At 70.8% G+C, this 18778-nt stretch carries 17 protein-coding genes and 1 tRNA gene; 7 read left to right on the top strand and 11 right to left on the bottom strand.

Features of this window, described 5'->3' with window-relative positions:
- Positions 1-12 precede the first annotated feature (12 nt).
- The 5 genes from KZC52_RS13540 to KZC52_RS13520 all read left to right on the top strand — a co-directional run bounded on the left by KZC52_RS13540 (position 13) and on the right by KZC52_RS13520 (position 4798).
- The gene (locus KZC52_RS13540) at positions 13-1143 is read left to right on the top strand and encodes a glycosyltransferase family protein (protein ID WP_247624568.1); all 1131 of its coding nucleotides are present in this window, start codon (positions 13-15) and stop codon (positions 1141-1143) included.
- Positions 1140-2324 carry a glycosyltransferase gene (locus KZC52_RS13535; protein WP_247624567.1) on the top strand — a complete coding sequence of 395 codons (1185 nt, stop codon included), beginning with the start codon at positions 1140-1142 and terminating at the stop codon, positions 2322-2324. The genes KZC52_RS13540 and KZC52_RS13535 overlap by 4 nt, the downstream gene beginning before the upstream one ends.
- Positions 2321-3337: a hypothetical protein gene (locus tag KZC52_RS13530; RefSeq protein WP_247624566.1), complete on the top strand. Its 1017-nt coding sequence runs from the start codon at positions 2321-2323 to the stop codon at positions 3335-3337. The genes KZC52_RS13535 and KZC52_RS13530 overlap by 4 nt, the downstream gene beginning before the upstream one ends.
- Complete coding sequence (locus KZC52_RS13525; protein WP_247624565.1) at positions 3334-4161, top strand: galactosyltransferase-related protein; 828 nt, start codon at positions 3334-3336, stop codon at positions 4159-4161. The genes KZC52_RS13530 and KZC52_RS13525 overlap by 4 nt, the downstream gene beginning before the upstream one ends.
- A 91-nt stretch (positions 4162-4252) precedes the next feature.
- A complete protein-coding gene (locus KZC52_RS13520; RefSeq protein WP_247624564.1) occupies positions 4253-4798 on the top strand; it encodes a pyridoxamine 5'-phosphate oxidase family protein in 546 nt (181 codons plus the stop codon).
- 73 nt (positions 4799-4871) lie between these two features.
- On the opposite strand, the gene KZC52_RS13515 is transcribed toward KZC52_RS13520, so the two are convergent.
- Both KZC52_RS13515 and KZC52_RS13510 read right to left on the bottom strand, forming a co-directional pair.
- Positions 4872-5918, bottom strand: coding sequence for an NAD(P)-dependent alcohol dehydrogenase (locus KZC52_RS13515; protein WP_247624563.1), 1047 nt, complete (start codon positions 5916-5918; stop codon positions 4872-4874).
- Positions 5919-6004: 86 nt separating this feature from the next.
- Positions 6005-6568: a TetR/AcrR family transcriptional regulator gene (locus KZC52_RS13510; protein WP_247624562.1), complete on the bottom strand. Its 564-nt coding sequence runs from the start codon at positions 6566-6568 to the stop codon at positions 6005-6007.
- 78 nt (positions 6569-6646) lie between these two features.
- Between KZC52_RS13510 and KZC52_RS13505 the strand changes: the two genes are divergently transcribed.
- The gene (locus tag KZC52_RS13505; RefSeq protein WP_247624561.1) at positions 6647-7786 is read left to right on the top strand and encodes a zinc-binding alcohol dehydrogenase family protein; all 1140 of its coding nucleotides are present in this window, start codon (positions 6647-6649) and stop codon (positions 7784-7786) included.
- A gap of 8 nt (positions 7787-7794) precedes the next feature.
- On the opposite strand, the gene KZC52_RS13500 is transcribed toward KZC52_RS13505, so the two are convergent.
- The 4 genes from KZC52_RS13500 to KZC52_RS13485 form a co-directional block, all read right to left on the bottom strand.
- Positions 7795-8658, bottom strand: a complete 864-nt coding sequence (locus KZC52_RS13500) for a CPBP family intramembrane glutamic endopeptidase (RefSeq protein ID WP_247624560.1) — start codon at positions 8656-8658, stop codon at positions 7795-7797.
- Positions 8655-9515 carry a CPBP family intramembrane glutamic endopeptidase gene (locus KZC52_RS13495; protein ID WP_247624559.1) on the bottom strand — a complete coding sequence of 287 codons (861 nt, stop codon included), beginning with the start codon at positions 9513-9515 and terminating at the stop codon, positions 8655-8657. Before KZC52_RS13495 ends, KZC52_RS13500 begins: the two co-directional genes overlap by 4 nt.
- A 164-nt stretch (positions 9516-9679) precedes the next feature.
- A tRNA-Ser gene (locus KZC52_RS13490) sits at positions 9680-9770 on the bottom strand.
- A 59-nt stretch (positions 9771-9829) separates the two neighbouring features.
- A complete protein-coding gene (locus KZC52_RS13485; protein ID WP_247624558.1) occupies positions 9830-10876 on the bottom strand; it encodes a uroporphyrinogen decarboxylase/cobalamine-independent methonine synthase family protein in 1047 nt (348 codons plus the stop codon).
- A gap of 121 nt (positions 10877-10997) precedes the next feature.
- Here KZC52_RS13485 and KZC52_RS13480 point away from each other — a divergent pair, with 121 nt between their 5' ends.
- A complete protein-coding gene (locus KZC52_RS13480; RefSeq protein WP_247624557.1) occupies positions 10998-11774 on the top strand; it encodes a hypothetical protein in 777 nt (258 codons plus the stop codon).
- 314 nt (positions 11775-12088) lie between these two features.
- Here the strand turns inward: KZC52_RS13480 and cydC are convergent, their stop codons facing one another.
- The 5 genes from cydC to KZC52_RS13455 all read right to left on the bottom strand — a co-directional run bounded on the left by cydC (position 12089) and on the right by KZC52_RS13455 (position 18647).
- Positions 12089-13801: a thiol reductant ABC exporter subunit CydC gene (gene cydC, locus KZC52_RS13475; RefSeq protein WP_247624556.1), complete on the bottom strand. Its 1713-nt coding sequence runs from the start codon at positions 13799-13801 to the stop codon at positions 12089-12091.
- Entirely contained in the window at positions 13798-15474 is a 1677-nt protein-coding gene (gene cydD / locus KZC52_RS13470; RefSeq protein WP_247624555.1) for a thiol reductant ABC exporter subunit CydD, read from the bottom strand. Before cydD ends, cydC begins: the two co-directional genes overlap by 4 nt.
- Positions 15471-16499 carry a cytochrome d ubiquinol oxidase subunit II gene (gene cydB, locus KZC52_RS13465; protein ID WP_247624554.1) on the bottom strand — a complete coding sequence of 343 codons (1029 nt, stop codon included), beginning with the start codon at positions 16497-16499 and terminating at the stop codon, positions 15471-15473. The genes cydD and cydB overlap by 4 nt, the downstream gene beginning before the upstream one ends.
- A 14-nt stretch (positions 16500-16513) precedes the next feature.
- Positions 16514-17929, bottom strand: a complete 1416-nt coding sequence (locus KZC52_RS13460) for a cytochrome ubiquinol oxidase subunit I (protein WP_247624553.1) — start codon at positions 17927-17929, stop codon at positions 16514-16516.
- Positions 17930-18020: 91 nt separating this feature from the next.
- The gene (locus KZC52_RS13455) at positions 18021-18647 is read right to left on the bottom strand and encodes a helix-turn-helix transcriptional regulator (protein WP_247624552.1); all 627 of its coding nucleotides are present in this window, start codon (positions 18645-18647) and stop codon (positions 18021-18023) included.
- Positions 18648-18778: the final 131 nt, after the last annotated feature.

Genomic DNA, 18778 nt, shown 5'->3' with positions numbered 1-18778 from the left:
CTCACGGTCTCCGTGCGTGTGAGACACCTCGGTCCGGAGCATCCGCACCCCCCGAGGAAGACCTCCATCGCCACCACGACCGAGCGCATCCGCGTCGCATCGATCCCCGCCGCCCACCCCTACGTGCACGCCATCAGCGACCCGCTCCGCGTTCAGGTCCTCCCGGACCCTCCGGTGCCCGGAGTCCCCTCCGGTCAGTGGTGGCCGCCGGTCGCGATGACACCCGACTGGATCGACGACAACGCCGATGCCTTCGATGTGCTGCACGTGCACTTCGGCCTCGAGTCCTTCTCTCCCGCCGAACTGAGCGCGGCGCTCGACGCCGCCCGCCGGGCCGGGCGCGCGGTGGTGTACACCGTGCACGACCTCGACAACCCGCAGCTCGAGGCGCAGGGGCATCACCGAGCACTGCTCGACGTGATCGTCCCGGCAGCCGACCGCCTCCTCACGCTCACGGTGCCGGCTGCGTCCGAGATCGAGCACCGGTGGGGCCGCGCCAGCACGGTACTCCCCCACCCGACCCTGCTCACCGGCATCCCCGCGGCGAGCGCCGCAGCCTCCGACTCGCTCGCCGATGCCGTCCGCGTCGGCATGCACCTGCGCGATCTGCGTCCCAACATCGACGCCGAGAGGGCCGTCCACGCCGCGGTGCGCGCGGTGCGCCTGCTCGGTGACCACCGCGCCGTGCACGTCGACGTGTTGCTCAACGAGAGGGTCCGCAACGAGGCGACCGCCTTGCGGATCGCCGCCGCGATCGACGCTCCCCGCGTCGACCTGCGGCGCACGCCGCGGCTGCCGGATGCCGGGATCGAGCAGTGGCTGCGCGGCCTCGACGTGTTCGTGCTGCCCTATCGGCACGGCACGCACTCGGGGTGGGTGGAACTCTGCCACGACCTGGGCGTGCGCGTCGCCGGCACCGATGTCGGACACGTCGGAGCACAGCATCCGGCCGGTTTCTCGGTCATCGATCTCGACGACCCGCTCACGCTGGCGGATGCCGTGCGGAACACCCCGCTCACACGCGGTCACGAACGGGAGGCTCTCCTGCGTACACGCCGCCGCGAGCGCCTGGCAGAGCGCGACGCCGTGCGCGCGGCGCACGCCGCGCTCTACGCGTCCGCCATCGCGGAGGTCTCGGCATGACGCCGGTGAGCCCCCTGCGCATCCTGGTCGTCGCGCCCGAGCGCCACGCGCTGCGCCAACCCCATCCCGGCGGTCTCGAGGCGGCGGTCTGGAATCGCGTGCGCTGGCTGCGGCGCCGCGGACACCGGGTCGAACTCTGCGCGGCTGCGGGGTCGGACTTCCTCGACGGCGTCCCGGAGCTACAGCTGCCGACCCCGCGCTGGCGACGCGAGTCCGACGTCTCCGACACCGACTACCCCGAAGGCCACCGGCGGCGGATGGCCGAGGCGTTCGACAGGATCCGCGTGCGACTCGAGCACGCGATGACGCGGGTCGACGTCGTCGACAACCACAGCCTGCACGGCGCTCCGATCCTGTGGAGCCACGCCCCGGGCGTACCGGTGGTGACCACGCTGCACACTCCCCCGCTGCCCGAGATGGTGATCGCGGCGAATGCGCTGCCGGCATCCGCTCCGCACCGCTTCCTGGCCGTGAGTCAGTACACCGCGCGCTCCTGGTCGAGCGAGGGCGTCGACGCCTTCGTGTTCCCCAACGGGGTCGACACGACCCAGTGGCGACTCGGACCGGGTGGCGAGGACTGGGTGTGGTTCGGTCGGATCGTTCCCGAGAAGGCGCCGCACCTCGCGATCCTCGCCGCCCGCCGGGCGGGTGCGCGCATCCGACTGGCCGGCCGCATCGGCGACGAGGGCTACTTCGCCCGCGAGGTCGAGCCGCTGCTCGGCGCGGATGCGCTCTTCGTGGGTGCGCTGCGGCAGCAGGAGCTGTGCGATCTGGTCGGTTCGGCGGCGGTCGCCCTGGTCACCCCGATGTGGTCGGAACCGTTCGGCCTCGTCATGGCCGAGGCCCTCGTGACCGGTACCCCCGTGGCGGCTTTCGACTCGGGCGGGGCGAGCGAGGTGCTCGCCGGCCTGCCCGGCACGGCGGTCGTGCCGGCCGGTGACGTCGACGCCCTGTCCGACGCGGCCTCGGCTCTCGCACGGAGCTCGCGCCGGGACACCGTGCGCCGTCGTGTGCGCGAGGCGGCGACCGACCGCCACTCCCTCGCGCGGCGGCATCGCGAGGTGGAGCGGGCGATCTCGGTCGCCGCGCACAGCAGTCCCGTCCCCGCAGTCCTGCCGAGTGCGCCGGCGGCGCTCGGGCTCGGCACCGTCGGCGCTGCCGTCGAGGCGGTGGGCGCATGATCGGTTGGTACGTGCATCACCACGGCTGGGGGCACGTGGCCCGTCTCCTCGCCGTGCGTCCGCACCTCGCCGATCCGGTCACCGTGTTCTCGAGCATGCCGCGGCCCGCGTCGCTCGACGATCGCACCAACTGGGTGCAGCTCCCCTTCGACGCCGATCCGGTCGTCGACGCCGATGGTGTCGAGCGTCCGGCGCACGAACTCGGCGACGTCACCGCGGGCGGAGCGCTGCACTGGGCCCCGGTGGGGCATCCGGGGCATCGGCAGCGCCTCGCGATCATCGCCGACTGGATCGCGCGCACCGACGTGGCCGCATTCGTGGTCGACGTCAGCGCCGAGGTGACCGCCCTCGTGCGGCTGCTCGGTGTGCCGACCGTGGTCTTCGCCCAGCCGGGCGATCGGACGGATGCTCCGCACCGACTCGCCTACGACCTCGCCGATCGCATCGTGGCGCCGTGGGCCGCGGGCACGATCCCGGCGCCGGGGCTCGTCCCTCATGAGGAACGGGTGCGCCGGGTGGGCGGCATCTCCCGTCATGAGGGTCGCTCGCGGCCCACGGGTACGGCGCCGAGCGGGGAGCGACGCGTGCTGTTCCTCAGCCGCACGCTCGACGACGAGCGCCTGCGCACGGTGATCGATCTCCTCGTCGCGGACGGATGGCGGGTCGAAACCGCCGGAGCGCGCGAGGACGACCGGGTCGACGACGTCTGGCCGCCGCTCTCGCGCGCGTCCGTCGTCGTGAGCGCCGCCGGACAGAACGGGGTCGCCGACCTCGCGGCGGCGGTTGCGCGCGCCGTGGTCGTCGTGCAGGAGCGTCCGTTCGCGGAGCAGGAGCACACCGGCCGCACCCTGCGCTCCCGGGGGCTCGCCCAGGTCGCCGGCCACGATGCCGCGCCGGAGCACCTCGTCGAGCTCGTCCGCCGCGCGCTCGCATCGACGCCGGACTGGGGCGCCTGGCAGGTGGACGGAGCGGCGGCACGGGCAGCCGCCGTGATCGAGGAGGCACGCGCGTGAGCATCCTCGTGGCCGTGATCACCCCGGCATCCGTCAACCGCCTCGCCCATCTGCACCGACTGCGACGGTTCCTGCGCGACGCGGTCGCGCCCGGCATCGAGTTGCTGCCCATCGAGGTCGGGTTGGATCCCGAGGCGCCGGGACGGTACGACGGCGCCGTGCAGGTGCACGTGCCCCCGGGGCGTCACGGCCTGCGCGTCGGCGCCGCGCGCAACGCCGCGGCGGAGGAGGCCCTCGCCCGCGGGGCCGAGCTGCTGGTCTTCCTCGACGTCGACTGCCTGCCCTCGCCGGGCCTGCTGCACCGGTACGCCGAGGCCGCCGCTTCCCTTCCGGACGGCATCCTGTGCGGCCCCGTCACCTACCTGCGCAGCGTCGAGCGCCCGCGCGAGCCCGACGAGCTGGCCGCGCACACGCGTCCGCACCCCGGCCGTCCCGCCCCGCCGCCAGGGGAGATCGCCACCGCCCACCCCGCGGAATACGACCTGTTCTGGTCGCTGTCGTTCGCGGTGACGCCGGCGACCTGGCGTCGGCTGGGCGGCTTCGACGAACGGTACGAGGGCTACGGCGCCGAGGACACCGACCTCGGTCGGCGCGCCCGCGAGGGCGGCATCGCGCTGCACTGGGTCGGCGGGGCCGATGCCTACCACCAGTGGCACCCGGCGGGCACCCCGCCGTGGCGGCACCTCGACGACATCCTCCGCAACGGGGCGCTGTTCGCCGAGCGCTGGGGCGAGTGGCCCATGCGCGGGTGGATCGAGGAGTTCGTACGGGCGGGGGCCGTCGAGGAGCACGCGGGCGGATACCGTCGCACGTCGCGGGCCTGATCCTCCAGGACGGCGTCACCCGGGCTGGTGCACGGCGCATCCGAAGCGCAGTATCGAAGAAGGAGATACCCGGAACCGAGGAGAGGACGCCATGGCCACCGCAGCACCGCACCCACCCGCACCCGACGCACTGCTCGCCGACCTCGACGAGGCCGAGTGCTGGGGGCTTCTCGAAGCGACCGAACTGTGCCGGCTGGCCTTCGTCGCCCCCGACGGGCGTCCCGACATCCGCCCCGTCAACCACCTCGCCACGGGCCGCAGCATCTACGTCCGCTCGGCCTTCGATGCGAAGTTCCTGGCGATCACGGCGCGCTCCGCGGTCGCTCTCGAGGTCGACGGCGAGAGCGATGACGCGTATTGGAGCGTCGTGGTGCGTGGCGAGGCCGAGCAGGTGACCAGCGAGGCGGAGCTGCACCACGTCGGGGTCGAGCACCTCGCCTCGTGGACGCCGACGCCGAAGCAGTTCGTCGTCAAGATCGTCGCCGCGACGGTGACCGGACGCGTGTTCCCGAAGCGACCCCGCGTCTCGCTCCCCGTCTACGCCGTGCCCCTCACGGATGCGGCCCGGGCGCAGCATCGCACCGAGCGCGGCGAGCGCCCCTCCCCCATCCCGCATTTCGAGCCGCCGGCGTCGTGAGCGGGGCGTGATCCCCGGTCGTCCGGAGACGCAGAAGGCCCCCGATCTCTCGAGGGCCTTCCGGTGACGGGTCTCAGGGCACGATGACCGCGCGACCCCGGATGCTGTTCGAGGCGAGATCCTCGTAGGCCTTCGGGCCGTCGTCGAGCGAGTACGACTCGGTCTGCACGTGGATCTTGCCGGCGCGGGCGAGGTCGAGCACCTCGATCAGCTCGGAGCGCGAACCCCAGTACGGCACTCGTACGGCGGCGTCGTAGGCGATCGAGCCGAAGCCGAGCGTCATGTTCCCGCCACCGATACCGACGATCGTGATGTCGGCCTCGAGCGCGGCGACGCTCTGCGCGAGGGCGATCGTCGGGTTCGCTCCGACGAAGTCGAACACGGCGTTGGCGCCGAGGCCACCGGTGATCTCGCGGATCTTCTCGGCGGCGGAGGCGTCGCTGATCAGCACGTGATCCGCGCCGACCTCGGTGGCGAGGCGCAGCTTCTCGTCGTTCACGTCGAGGGCGATGACGGTGGCACCCGAGACGGACTTCAGGATCTGGATGCCGACGTGGCCGAGCCCGCCCGTGCCGATGACGACCGCGAAGGTGCCGGCGCCGAGCTTCGGGAGCGAGTTCTTGATCGCGTGGTACGGGGTGAGCCCGGCATCCGTCAGCGAGACGTTCTGCACGGGGTCGAGGTCACCCAGCGGCACGAGATGGCGGGCGTCGTCGACGATCATGTACTCGGCCATCGATCCCTGGCTGCCGAGACCCGGAGGACGGATGCCTTCGGCGGCGGCGTTCGTGCAGTAGTTCTCCTTGCCCATCGAGCAGTTGTGGCAGCGACCGCAGCCCCAGGGCCCGTAGACGGCGACGGCATCCCCGACCTTGAGCGTCGAGTCGACACCCTCGCCGATCTCGTGCACGATGCCGGCGCCCTCGTGGCCGAGCGTCAGCGGCAGCGGGTAGCCCTGCTCGAGGTAGTCCTTCTCGGGGAGTCCCATGACGTAGTCGTCGGAGTGGCAGACGCCACCCGCGGTGATCTTGAGCAGCACCTGACCGGGGCCGGGCTTCGGAATCGGGATGTCGACGACCACCGGGGGCTTGCCGATCTCGACGTAACGGAGGGCTTTCATGTACTTCTTCTTCCTGGCATCCGAGAGGTCTGCCGCGCGGTGCGGAGGCGTGGGCTCTCGAAACCGTCCCTTCCAGTATCCGCCCGTTACGCGTCGATCCAGTCGCGCATGTCGCTCCACACCGACGTCAGAGCATCCTCGAGCGGGATGTCCTCCGGCCCCTCGAGCCATCTGTCCATCGCGAGGTCGAAGCAGGTCACGGCGACGGCCGCCAACGTGTGCGACTGCTGAGCGTCGATGCCGCGCGCGGTCAGGGACTCTTCGATCGCCCGCCCGAGGTAGTGGCTCCGCAGGAGGTCGCGCTCGCGCAGCGCGGGTTCGCTGCGGACGATGTTGCGCCGACGCGCGATCGGCTCCCGCCAGCCGTGGATGCCGCGGCACGCCGCCGTCAGCCCCGCCCGCACCATGGCCGCACCGCTGCTCTCCGCCGGGACGGACTCCATGAAGTCGCTCACGGCCTGGGGAAGCTCACGATCCCGGAGGAACAGGACATCGCGCTTGTCGGCGAAGTGGCGGAAGAAGGTACGAGTGGTCAGCCCCGCTGCGGCGGCGATCTGCGGGACCGTGGTTCCCGCGAAACCCTGACGCTCGAACAGCGACATCGCGGCGGCTTCGAGCCGCAGCGCAGCATCCGGTGACCATCGGGGCATGCCCCCATGATGTCATGCCATGCCATCAGGTGTACTGTGATGACACGAGATGTCATCAATCGCGGAGAGCGGATGGGTATGAGCAAGAACACGGCGGCGTGGATCGATTCCCCGTATGCGGATCTGACGATTCGAGAGGCCCCGATGCCCGCACCCGGGCCGGACCAGTTGCTGATCGAGGTGCGTGCGCTGGCGGTGAACCCCCTGGACGCGATCATCCAGTCCAACGGGACCGTGATGTACGGCTGGCTGCAGTACCCGGTGATCCTCGGCGAAGACGTCGCGGGCATCGTCGTCGAGACCGGAGCGAAGGTCGACGGCTTCGCCCCCGGCGATCGCGTCGTGGCGTACGCGATGGGCTTGGAGAAGGGACGAGACGCCGTATCCGAGAGCGGGTTCCAGAAGTACGTCGCCGTCGACGCGAGCCTCGCCGCCGCCCTGCCGAATGCGATGGCCTTCGCGGAGGCGGCCGTTCTCCCGTTGGCGCTGTCCACGGCGGCGGCGGGTCTCTTCGAGGCCGGCCAGCTCGCGCTGGACCACTCGCACCTCGGCGACGCCGTCCCCCGCGAGGAGGTCGTCGTGGTGTGGGGCGGCGCGACCGCCGTCGGCGGCAACGCGATCCAACTCGCCCGAGCGGCCGGCTACCGCGTCATCACGACGGCATCCGCCCATAACCACGACCGGATGAAGCGGCTGGGTGCGGAGGCGGTCTTCGACTATCGAGACCCGGATGCCGTCGATCGGATCATCGAAGCCGTGAACGGGTCGGTCGTGGCGGGTGTCCTCGCGATCGCCGTGGGGTCGGCCGAACCCTGCCTGAGGATCGCGCGCGCGACCGGTGCCCGGAGGATCGCGATGGCGAGCCCGCCGGTCTCGTTCTACGAACAACCGCGCAGAGGCGGCCTCTCAGTGGTGCGGATCCGCCTGTTCGCGCGCCTGGGAACGCGCACGGCTCTCCTGCAGTTGCGGAGCCGCTTGAGCGGGATCAGAGCCACGTTCATCTGGGGAAGCGCCATCGCCGCCTCCCCCGTCGGACCGGCGGTGTGGGGCGCCTATCTGCCCACGGCTCTCGCGTCGGGCGCTCATCCCCCCTACCCGGAGGCTCGCATCGCCGGGGACGACCTGTCCGCGATCCAGGGAGCGATCGATGCGCTTCGCCTCGGAGTGTCCGCGAAGAAGCTCGTCGTCTCCCTCGATCCGACGACCACCGGGTCCTGACCGGCAGGTCAGGTCGCCGCCGAAGAGGCGGCATCCGATGCGGCGCGCCTGTTGCGCCGGTCCTCCCGCATCACGCTGATGACGCCGATCGCGGTGGCGAGCAGCAGCAGACTCTGCACGATCGCCGGGAAGACCTCCGGCGATCCGGAGTGCCCCTGCGGCATCGAGGCGGCGGGGGCGCCCGCCCCGGAGGCCAGGTAGAGCACCCAATCGGTGAAGGCGTGCACGAGCATCCCGACCCAGAGCCGGCCGGTCACGCGCCGGACCCAGTAGTACGCGGCACCCACCGAGGCGAGAGCCGCGACCTGGAAGGCGATCGCTCCGACCGAGACACCGGCGATGAGGCTGGACGGGATGTGCGCGAGGGCGAACACGAAACTCGTGACGAGCAGTGTCGCCAGCTCGCCGTGGCGCGCCCGGACCGCGGTGAGGAGGATGCCCCGCATGACGAGCTCCTCGCCGAAGCCGACCATGAGCGTGCCCGCCGCGATGACGAGGATCGTGCCGATCGACCGCGACGCCCAGGGGACGTCACCGAGTTGACCGATGGGACCGAGGACGACGAGCACCGGGATCGACAGCAGCCACCAGCGCCGCGGGATCAGCGTGGGGGTCGGTCGTTCCCGCCACACGTCGCTTCCCCATCCGGCCCAGCGCAGGAACAGCAGCAGGAGGGCGATCGCGATCGCCAGGGGGATGAAGTGCCCGAGGGCGAACTGGGCCGTGCTCTCGTCGTCGCGCACCAGCCCGCTCAGCAGGTTGCCGAGGCCGGCGGCGAGGGCGATGTAGACGACCACCGCGGCCAGGGCGAGCCACACGCTGCGCGGCCGTCCCGTCGTGGAGACGCGAGCTCCGTCACCTGTGGCCGTCATGCGGTGGCGGGGTCGGTCGTCGTCGCCGGAGCAGCGGCACCGGCCTCGTTCACGCGACCGCGGATGAGGAACAGCGCCACGATGCCGAAGATGATCACCGCGTAGTTGCCGGTGCTCGCCACGGTGAGCCAGACGTTCTGCGCACCCTCGACCGCGGTGTCGACGCCCCCGGTCGAGAGGATGGTCATCGGGTCGGTGAGCGCGTGCGCGAGGATCGCCCAGACGATGCTGCCGGTGACGCGCATGATCAGATACATGCAGATGCCGAAGAAGAACGTGTAGACGAGCAGCACGATGATCGTGAGCGAGATCCCGGTGCCGATCGCGTTGATCAGGTGCATCATGGCGAACAGCACCGACGAGAGCACCGCGACCATGCGCTCGGAGTAGCCGCCCTTGCGCAGCAGGGCGACGCCGGCACCGCGGGTCACGAGCTCCTCGGCGATGCCGATGACCAGGCCCGCGAGCAGTGTGACGAGCACGACCCCCGCGGGGAAGGAGCCGTAGTCGAGACCGATCAGACGCAGGATGATCGGGTAGGCGACCACGGCGACCGCGATCCACATCCACGGGCGTCCGCCGATCGGCTGGCGGCCGAGGACGGGCTTCAGCCACCCGATCGCCGCGAGGAACAGGACGATCACGAGGGCACCCAGACCGATCGGCAGCACCAGCTCGAGCAGCACGTTGGTCGCGCTCGCGAGCGGGCCGCCGTCGTCGATGAGGTGGCCGAGGGTCAGCCCGACCAGCTGGCTGATCCCGAGGAACACCGCGAGGTAGGCGACGGTGACCAGCAGGGCCTTCCACCATCCGCCGCGATTCCAGAAGCCTTCGCGCGTCTGCCAGAAATCCGTCATGAGTCCCCCGGGGATCGCTCGCGCCCGATCGGCGAGTCGCTCTCATCATCCCGGCGGCGGAATATCGGTGTCAACGCTCGGGGGCGATCAGCAGCCCCCGCGCACCGGGCGGAGCGCCTCGTACCACCCAACGGAAAAACCCCCTCACGAGGAGGGGGCTTCCATGGCGGTGACGGTGGGATTTGAACCCACGGTAGGGGGTTACCCTACACAACTTTTCGAGAGTTGCACCTTCGGCCGCTCGGACACGTCACCGCGGACAAGCTTACGACACCGCGCGCCCGCGCGCGAATCGAGACGGCTCACCAGCGCCCTCACCAGGCGGCGGCGACCTCCGCGTGCGTGCGCAGGATGCCCTCGGTCGATCCGGCCGGGGCGCGGCCGATGCCGCACTCGGTCGCGACGCCGAACGTCGGAACGTACGTCCGGGCCGCGGCGATGCGGCGCTCCGCGCCCTCGGCGCCGTCTTCACGGTGCACGAGTCCGAGGTACAGCTCGTTCACCGGCAGCAGGTCGGCGAGCGGGGCGAAGTACGCCTCGTCGTCTCGGTCGATCGGCACCGGCAGGTGCAGCCACGTGAACGCGCGATCGGATGCCTCGGCCACCGCGTTCGCATACGCCACGAGGTGCGAGGTGTCGGTCGGCTCGAAGAAGTGGTGCTCGCCCGCATCGCCGTAACAGAGGTGCACGCCCACCTCGACGTCGGCCGGCACGGCGTCGACGAGCGTCGCCAGCCGCGCGACGAGTCCGGTGAAGACGTCGCCGTCCCACCAGGCATCCATCAGAGCGCCGTAGCCGGACGCACCCTCGATGATTCCCATCTCGCTCGCGACGTCCCACTGGATCGCGAGGTCGTCGTGCGGGATGGCCTCGGCGATCTCGTCGAGCTCGCGCAGCATCGCGGCGGTGTAGTAGACCTCGAACGCCTCGCGATCGGCGCCCTGGAAGAACGACGAGATGACCGCGAGCGGCGTCGGCAGCGCGACCTCGAAGCGCGTGCCCTCGGCGATCACGCCCTCCTCGCGCAGACGGCGGAACACCTCGTACGACTCGATCGCCGCCGACGCATAGCCGAGCGGAGGGATCGCGATGGTCGACGGGTCCACGCCCTCGGCGAGGCGCAGCCCGCGAGCGTCGATCCCCGCACCGAACGGGATCGGCTCGTCACCCACACGCTCGATGCCCTCGGCCTCGCCGAGCACGTCGGGCTGGAACATGATCCAGTGGAACCGCTTGCCGACCTCGCCGTCGGGAATGCGTCGGAGGCGATCCCCGAGCAGCTCCGATGCCGTGCGCATCGTCGTCTCGGCGTCGTCGAAGTTCACACTGCCCACGAGAAGGGCGCCCTGTGGCTGCGTCATGACCTCAGGGTAGCCGCGGCATCCGACATCGGGCCCGTCCGGTTAAGCACGGTGACGTCCCCGGCGGGCGCCGGACCGCCAAGTTAGGATGGCCTCAGGGAAACCGAAGGAAGGATGCACCATGGCATTCATCACCTCCGATGCTCTGGCCGAGACCGGATACGTCGTGCTCGACGACCACGATCAGGCCGCGGACCCCGCCGAGTGGCTCGACCTCGAGTTCATCCCCTGGCGGTCCTCCGGCATCACCCGCTTCGCCCCGCTGGCCAGCTACGCCGGCGACCTCGAGTGCAACGGCTTCTGGAACCACACTCCCCCGCGCACCGACAAGCACGGCGTGTGGGTCGAGCCGCAGGTCGCGCTCGCCCCGACCCTGCAGGCGCGGGCGCTCGAGCCCGGTGCCGCGGTCGGCCGCTGCCGCGTGATCGAGCTGCAGCCCAACGAGTACGCCGACGCGGTCTACAACCTCCACCAGGACGACAACAACCGCCTCAACGACGAGGGCACCGGCTGGGTCGTTCGCGGGTACTACAACCTCACCGACGACCCCGACTCGATGCTCATCCTGCGCAGCGACCGCTTCGACCCGGCCACCGAGATCCGGCTGCCCCTCGGTGCGGGCTCGCGCATCATCGTCGACACCCAGCGCTTCTGGCACGCGGTGTGGCACCGCGGCACCGCCCCGCGCTACGCCCTCATCACCTCGTGGACCTCGGGTCCCGAACTCGACGCCTACATCGCCGCGAACCACGGCGATCCGCACCCCGCGACCGTCGACCTCGATCCCGCCTTCGTGGACGCCGCGCAGGTCGAACTGCACCGCCGCATCGAGGAGCGCCGCCGCGCGTTCGAGGCGCAGGGCATCGTCATGGAACCCCCGACGCCTCTGCACATCTGACGCTGCGCCCTTCGTCACCTCGGTTCCTGAGCGAGCGCAGCGAGACGAAGGGCCGCCCATCCGCTCATCTGCACGGACAGGCCCCGTCTGCACGACCGTATGCCGCATCTCGCCCTGCAGACGTGATCACTCCGTGCACGTGAGCGCGGCATCCGCTCGCCCCCGCTCATCGCGGCATCCCCCGCATCCGCAGGGAGAAATGACACGTGCAGGAAGATCGGCCGATTCGCCCTGCACATGTCACTTCTCCCTGCAGGTGGCCGGCCCGACCGGTCGACGGACGGATGCCGCGGCGCCCCCGTACGCGCGACCCCTCAGACCGTGCGCCCACCCTCGAGCCGCACGATGCGGTCGACCGAGCCGTCCGGCGGGGCGATGTGCGAGATGAGCAGCACCGACTGCTCGCCCGCGGCGCCGAGCAGATCGCGCAGCAGGGCGTCGGAGGCATCGGGATCGACACCGGCGGTCGGCTCGTCGAGCACGAGCACCGGGAATCCCCGCAGCAGCGCGCGCGCCAACGCCAGCCGCTGCGCCTGCCCGCCCGACACGAGCGCACCGCGGTCGCCGACGCGGGCATCGAGTCCTCCGCGCTCCTGCACCCACTCCGCCAGCCCGACCCGTGCGAGCACGGCGAGCAGTTCGTCGTCGGTCGCGGTGTCGCGGGCGAACAGGAGATTCTGGCGGATGTCCTCGTCGAACAGCTGCGGGCTCTGCTCGCACAGTCCGACCACGCTCCGCAGCGCGGGCCCCGCGAGCGACGACGCATCGACATCGCCAATGAGGTACGAACCCTCCGCCCGCAGGAAACCCACCAGCACCGCGGCGAGCGAGCTCTTGCCCGCGCCGCTGGGGCCCGCGACGAGCACGCGCTCCCCCGGCTCCAGGTCGAGAGACACCCCGCGCAGCGCCGGAGTACCGCCGGGCCAGGATGCCGTCACATCGCGCAGCCGCAGCGCGGGAACGCCCGTCGGCGCCGCGTCGTCTCCCGCGTCGGAGCGCAGCTCGACCGGCATCCGCTCGGGCAGCACGTCGACGATGCGCGCGGCGCTCGACCGCACGCTCCGCCAGGATGCCGCGGCGATCGGCACCGCCCCGAACACCTCGAAGACGACCATCGGCACGAGCACGACGACGGCCAACCAGGGGCCGTCGATCGCACCGGTCGCCAGGCCCGGCGAGGCGGCGGCGACGGCCCAGACGGATGCCGCGCCCGCAACCGCCGAGACCACACCGGCGGCGGTGGCCTGCGCGAGCGAGGCGCGGGTCACGACGCGGCGGAGCGCGGCATCCGCTGCCGTCACCCGTTCGCGCGCCTGCGGCTCGGCCCCGTAGGCGAGGAGCACGTCGAGGCTGCCGAAGTAGTCGACGAGCGCGGCCGAGAGGTCGGCGCGACGATCCGAGACGAGGGCCTCGGCGCGCGAGCCGAACAGCCACCCCATCCCGATCGCGGCGGCGCCCGCGACGATCAGGCAGGCGAGCAGGGTGAGGGCGGCGATCGGCGAGACGAACGCGATGAACACGACCGCGCCGACGGCCACGAGCCCGGAAACGCCCAGCGGCTGCACGACGCGCAGGGGCAGGTTCTGCAGGTTCTCGACGTCGTCGACGAGCGCCGAGAGCACCTTGCCGCGGTCGGTGCGGCCGAGTCCCGCGGGCGAGAGCGGGATGAGGCGGCGCACCATGTCGGCGCGAGTGGTGGCGAGCTGGCGGAGCGCGGCGTCGTGCCCGCTGAGCCGCTCGAGGTAGCGGGTGACGGCACGCGAGACCGCGAAGAACCGCACCCCGACCACCGCGATCGACAGCGGAACGAGCGAGTCGACGATCGAGGCGCTCACGATCAGCCACCCGCTCACGGCGAGCAGGCTCACGGCCGCGGCGGCCGACAGCATGCCCCAGACCAGACCGGGGGTGAAGTGGCCGAGCGGCGGCTGCGCAAGACGCAGCACCTCGCGGATGCGCGCGGCGCGGCCGGCATCCGGGCGGCCGACATCCGGGCGACTCGTGTCGGGGTGAACGGCGGCGCTCATGCGTGCACCCCCAGTGCGACGACGTGGTCGGCGATCTCGCGGGCCGTGCGACGGTGCGAGACGAGGAGGATCGTGGCCCCGGCATCCGCCCGCTCGCGCAGCGACGACCACAGGCGCTGCTCGGTCTCGGAATCGAGGGCGCTGGACGGCTCGTCGAGCAGGAGCACCCGACGCGGGTCGCCGGCCTGCCGGTAGAGAGCGCGCGCGACGGCGACGCGCTGCGCCTGTCCGCCCGAGAGACCGTTGCCCTGCACGCCGAGCTCGAGTTCCGGATCGAGGTCGGCGCACGCCGCGTCGAGCGCGCCGCGCACGCGGGCCTCATCGGGCTCGGCATCGCCGAGCGACACGTTCGCGGCGATCGTGCCCTGCATCAGACCGGGTGTCTGGCCGGCCCACGCCGTCCAATCCGCCGGCGACAGCTCCCGTACGTCCACCCCGCCGAGCGCCGCCGCGCCCTCGAACGCCGCTGCTCCGCGCAGCGCCGCGAGCAGACTGGTCTTGCCCGACCCGCTCGGCCCCTCGATCAGAGTGATCGTGCCGGGTTCGGCGGCGAACGACACCGACGGCAGATCGCGCACGCGCAGGTTCTCGACGGTCAGGCCGGGCGCGGCGTCCGTACCCAATTCAGGAAGAATGCCGGAAACGGGCCCCGAAACCCCGGAATCGGCGCTGCGCCGCTCCGTTGTTCCTGAGTTGGGTACGGCCCCCGCCCGAGCCCCCGCCCGAGCCCCCGCCTCGTCGAGCACCGCGAAGATGTCCTCGGTCGCCGCGACCCCCTCGGATGCGGCGTGGAACTGCACCCCGACCTGCCGGATCGGCAGGAACGCCTCGGGCGCCAGCAGCAGCACGAACAGCCCGATCTCGAGCGACAGGTCGCCCGAAAGCAACCGGAATCCGACCGCCACCGCGATCAGCGCGACCGCGAGCGAGGCCAGCAGCTCCATCGCGAAACCAGACAGGAACGAGAACCGCAGCACCTTCATGGTCTCGCGGCGGTAGTCGTCGGCCGTGGACTCGATGCGGTCGGCGGCGCGGCGCTCGCGCCCGAACAGCCGCAGCGTCGACAGCCCCTGCACGGTGTCGGCGAACCGCACGGCGAGCCGCTGCAGCGTCTGCCACTGCTTCTGCTGCACGGTGCGCGTCGCGATGCCGATGAGGATGAGGAACAGCGGGATCAGCGGCAGGGTGACGGTGGCGATCAGCCCGCTCTCCCAGTCGAACCACCACATGATCGCGAGCAGCACAGGCGTCGCGATCGCGGTCATCACCAGCTGCGGGATGTACCGCGCGAAGTACGAGTCGAGCGCTTCGAGTCCGTGCCCCGCGGTCACCGCGAGCCCGGCCTGGTTGCGCTGCGCGAGCCACGACGGCCCGAGCTTCCCGACGGCGCGGATGAGGGCGCCGCGCAGCTGCATCCCGGTCTTCGCCGCGGCCCGCGTGCCCGCGGCGTCCGAGGCGGCGATCAGCAGCCCGCGCAGCAGGGCGGTGCCGAGCAGGGCGAGGAGGGATGCCGAGACGTCACGGCCCGCGATGGCCCCGGTGACGGCATCCGTCAGCAGCCAGGCGAAGACGATCACGACCGCCGTCTGGACGACGCCGATCAGCGCGGATGCCGCGAGGAATCCCCTCGCGGCACCCGCGTAACGCAGCAGTCTCGGGTCGACGGGTTTCACGCGTGCGCCGGAGCCCCCTCGATGGACGAGCGCGTGACGCGCTTGCGGAAGACCCAGTACGTCCAGGCCTGATAGGCGATGACGAGCGGGGTGGCGATCAGCGCCGTCCAGCTCATGATCTCCAGCGTATATTGCGTGCTCGAGGCGTTCGCGATCGTCAGGCTGTAGGCCGGGTCGATCGTCGAGGGCATCACGAACGGGAACAGCGCGGAGAACAGCATGACCACCGCGAACAGCACCGTCAGCATGCCGCCGATGAACGCCCAGCCGTCGCGGCGCACGAGCGAGAATCCGACGGCGGCGATCAGGGTCACGGCGGCGAGCGCACCCGCACCGATCACGAGCCACAGCAGCGGTGCCTCGCGGTTCATCGCGATCAGCACGGTCCACACCACGGTCGCCGCGGCGGCGAGGATCGTGGGTCCGGCGGCGAGCTTCGCGAGTCGGTGGGCGTCCTCGTGCACGGGGCCGTCGGTCTTGAGGGCGACGAACAGCACGCCGTGCAGGAAGAACAGCAGCAGCGTGGTCACACCGACCATCAGCGCGTACGGGTTGAGCAGCGAGAAGAAGCCGCCCACGAAGATGTGGTTCTCGTCGAGCGCGACGCCCTGCACGATGTTGCCGAACGCGACGCCCCAGAGCAGGGCCGGCACGACCGAGCCGATCACGATCATCCGGTCGAAGCCCTGCTTCCACTTCTTGCTCTCGCGCTGGTGGCGGTACTCGAACGAGACGCCGCGCAGGATGAGCGCGAGCAGGATGAGCAGCAGCGGCAGGTAGAACCCGCTGAACAACGTCGCGTACCACTCGGGGAACGACGCGAACAGCACGGCGCCGGCGACGATCACCCAGGTCTCGTTGAGGTCCCAGACCGGACCGATGGTGTTGATGACCTGACGGCGCGAGACGTCGTCCTTGCCGAGGAAGGGCAGCGACATGCCGACGCCGAAGTCGAAGCCGTCGAGCACGAAGTAGCCGACGAAGAAGAAGGCGACGATGAAGAACCAGAGCGTTGCGAGATCCATGGTGTTCCTTCCTCTCAGTACACGACCGACGGCAGCTGGGCCGTCTCCTCGTGGGGTTCCTCGGTGGTGTCGGGCCCCTTCTGGGCGGCCCGGATGATGAGGCGGATCTCGACGACCGCCAGCGAGGCGTAGATCGCGGTGAAGGCGATGAGCGAGATGAGCACCTCGAGTCCGCTCACGCCCGGCGAGACGCCGTCCTGCGTGGTCATGAGCCCGAACACGATCCAGGGTTGGCGCCCCATCTCGGTGAAGACCCAGCCCATGATGTTGGCGGCGAGGGCGAGCGGGAACGACCAGATCGCGATCTTCCACATCCACGGCGCGGGCTCGCGCTTGGCGTTCTTGCGGGTGATCCAGAGGCCGACGAGCGCGACGAGGGCGGCGGCGATGCCGAGACCGATCATCCAGCGGAACGCCCAGTAGGTGACCCAGAGGATCGGGGCGAAGTCGGTGATGCCGGTGTCGGCGAACGTCGTCAGGTACTCGGCGTTCAGGTCGTTGATGCCGTGCACGCACGCGTCGAAGGAGTGCGTCGACAGCAGCGACAGCAGGTACGGCACGCGGATGGAGAACAGCTCCGAGCTGCCGTCGGGTGTGCCGAGCGTGAAGATGCTGAACGAGGCGTCGTAGCCGCAGACGGTGTTGAACGTCGCCTCCGCCGCGGCCATCTTCATGGGTTGCGCCGCGTACATCGCGAGGCCGAGCTGGTCACCGGTGAGCACGACGCCGGCGGTCGAGACGATCATCGCCCAGAGGCCGAACTTCAGCGAGATGCGCATGGTGTCGAAGTGCTGGCGACGGGCGAGGTGCCAGGCCGAGACCGAGATGACGACGCCGGCGGCGAACATGAGAGCGCCGAAGATCGTGTGCGGGAAGGCCGCGAGCGCGACCGGGTTGGTCAGCAGCGCCCAGAAGTCGGTGAGCTCGGCGCGGTTCGTCTCGGGGTTGTAGACGTAGCCGACCGGGTTCTGCATGAACGCGTTGGCGGCGATGATGAAGTACGCCGAGAGGATGCTGCCGATCGAGACGCACCAGATGGTCGCGAGGTGCAGCTTCTGCGGGAGCTTGTCCCACCCGAAGATCCAGAGGCCGATGAACGTCGCCTCGAAGAAGAAGGCGAGCAGACCCTCGAAGGCGAGCGGTGCGCCGAAGACGTCGCCGACGAAGCGGGAGTAGTCCGACCAGTTCATGCCGAACTGGAACTCCTGCACGATGCCGGTGACGACGCCCATGGCGAAGTTGATGAGGAAGATCTTGCCGAAGAACCGCGTGAGGTGCAGGTACTGCACCTTGCCGGTGCGCACCCATGCGGTCTGGAAGATCGCCGCCACCAGCGCCATGCCGATCGTGAGCGGCACGAACAGGTAGTGGTAGACGGTCGTCAATCCGAACTGCCATCGTGACAGGACCAGGGGGTCGAGCCATTCCATGGAGCACTCCTCTTTCTCAGCCTGCTGCCACGCTAACGACGGGCCTGCCGCCCTCGTGGGGCTGCGGGCCGTGAATAAAACGGATGCTCGCCTAGGCGGCGGACATCTCCGTCAGACGCAGCTGCACGGTGCAGTCCGCCGGGAGGGCGGACGTGCGCACGGCATCCGCAGAGATCGGCCCACCCGCTTCGGTGAGCACCCCCTGCATGAGGCCGAGGTGCACGCTGCAGAGCATCGGACGGTCTTCCGCGCGGCCCGCGGCATGCGGGCACGGGCTGAGATCGACGGTGAGCTGCACGTCGTCGACGACGGGCTCGAAGCCGCTCTCTTCCAGGTGTTCGATGAGTGCATCGAGCTGATAGGTCGCGTCGCGACCGAGATCGGATGCCGCGGATGGCATGACCCGGCGCAGGAGGTCTCCACGGCGGGCCGCGGCGCTGACCTTGTCGCGCGCGATGGGGCTGGAGGCATCCGCCATCCCGGTCGCGGCGCTGTAGAGGGTGCGGGGGCGTCCACGGGTGGTGCGGTGCTCGGTGGCGGCGATCACGTATCCGCCCTCGATGAGGCGCTGCAGGTGCTCGCGCACGGTGTTGGGGTGCAGGCCCGTGGCCTCGCACAGCTCACCGATCGTGCGCTGCGCACGCGTCTGCACGAGGTGCAGGAGCTGCACTCGCGAGTACGTGGAGATCGGCCCGCAAATGGGCCCGGCGCTGGCCATGACTCCAGTATGGCCCGCGGGGATCGGCGGATGAAGCCGTTCGCGATAGGGATGTCGGATGCCCGCGATAGCCCGTTCGCATGGGTGTCCGAGGCCCTCGCGACCGGCGCGTGCGCCGCGATGTCGGATGC

The sequence above is a fragment of the Microbacterium galbinum genome (assembly GCF_023091225.1).
GTDB classification, from domain to species: domain Bacteria; phylum Actinomycetota; class Actinomycetes; order Actinomycetales; family Microbacteriaceae; genus Microbacterium; species Microbacterium galbinum.
Note: the sequence above shows the minus strand (reverse complement) of the source record. Positions and strands in the feature narration are given on the sequence as shown.

Coding starts and splice junctions, on each gene's coding strand:
- KZC52_RS13535 (WP_247624567.1), top strand. CDS start 1,140: ATGACGCCGGTGAGCCCCCTGCGCATCCTGGTCGTCGCGCCCGAGCGC.
- KZC52_RS13530 (WP_247624566.1), top strand. CDS start 2,321: ATGATCGGTTGGTACGTGCATCACCACGGCTGGGGGCACGTGGCCCGT.
- KZC52_RS13520 (WP_247624564.1), top strand. CDS start 4,253: ATGGCCACCGCAGCACCGCACCCACCCGCACCCGACGCACTGCTCGCC.
- KZC52_RS13515 (WP_247624563.1), bottom strand. CDS start 5,918: ATGAAAGCCCTCCGTTACGTCGAGATCGGCAAGCCCCCGGTGGTCGTC.
- KZC52_RS13510 (WP_247624562.1), bottom strand. CDS start 6,568: ATGCCCCGATGGTCACCGGATGCTGCGCTGCGGCTCGAAGCCGCCGCG.
- KZC52_RS13505 (WP_247624561.1), top strand. CDS start 6,647: ATGAGCAAGAACACGGCGGCGTGGATCGATTCCCCGTATGCGGATCTG.
- KZC52_RS13500 (WP_247624560.1), bottom strand. CDS start 8,658: ATGACGGCCACAGGTGACGGAGCTCGCGTCTCCACGACGGGACGGCCG.
- KZC52_RS13495 (WP_247624559.1), bottom strand. CDS start 9,515: ATGACGGATTTCTGGCAGACGCGCGAAGGCTTCTGGAATCGCGGCGGA.
- KZC52_RS13485 (WP_247624558.1), bottom strand. CDS start 10,876: ATGACGCAGCCACAGGGCGCCCTTCTCGTGGGCAGTGTGAACTTCGAC.
- KZC52_RS13480 (WP_247624557.1), top strand. CDS start 10,998: ATGGCATTCATCACCTCCGATGCTCTGGCCGAGACCGGATACGTCGTG.
- cydC (WP_247624556.1), bottom strand. CDS start 13,801: ATGAGCGCCGCCGTTCACCCCGACACGAGTCGCCCGGATGTCGGCCGC.
- cydB (WP_247624554.1), bottom strand. CDS start 16,499: ATGGATCTCGCAACGCTCTGGTTCTTCATCGTCGCCTTCTTCTTCGTC.
- KZC52_RS13460 (WP_247624553.1), bottom strand. CDS start 17,929: ATGGAATGGCTCGACCCCCTGGTCCTGTCACGATGGCAGTTCGGATTG.
- KZC52_RS13455 (WP_247624552.1), bottom strand. CDS start 18,647: ATGGCCAGCGCCGGGCCCATTTGCGGGCCGATCTCCACGTACTCGCGA.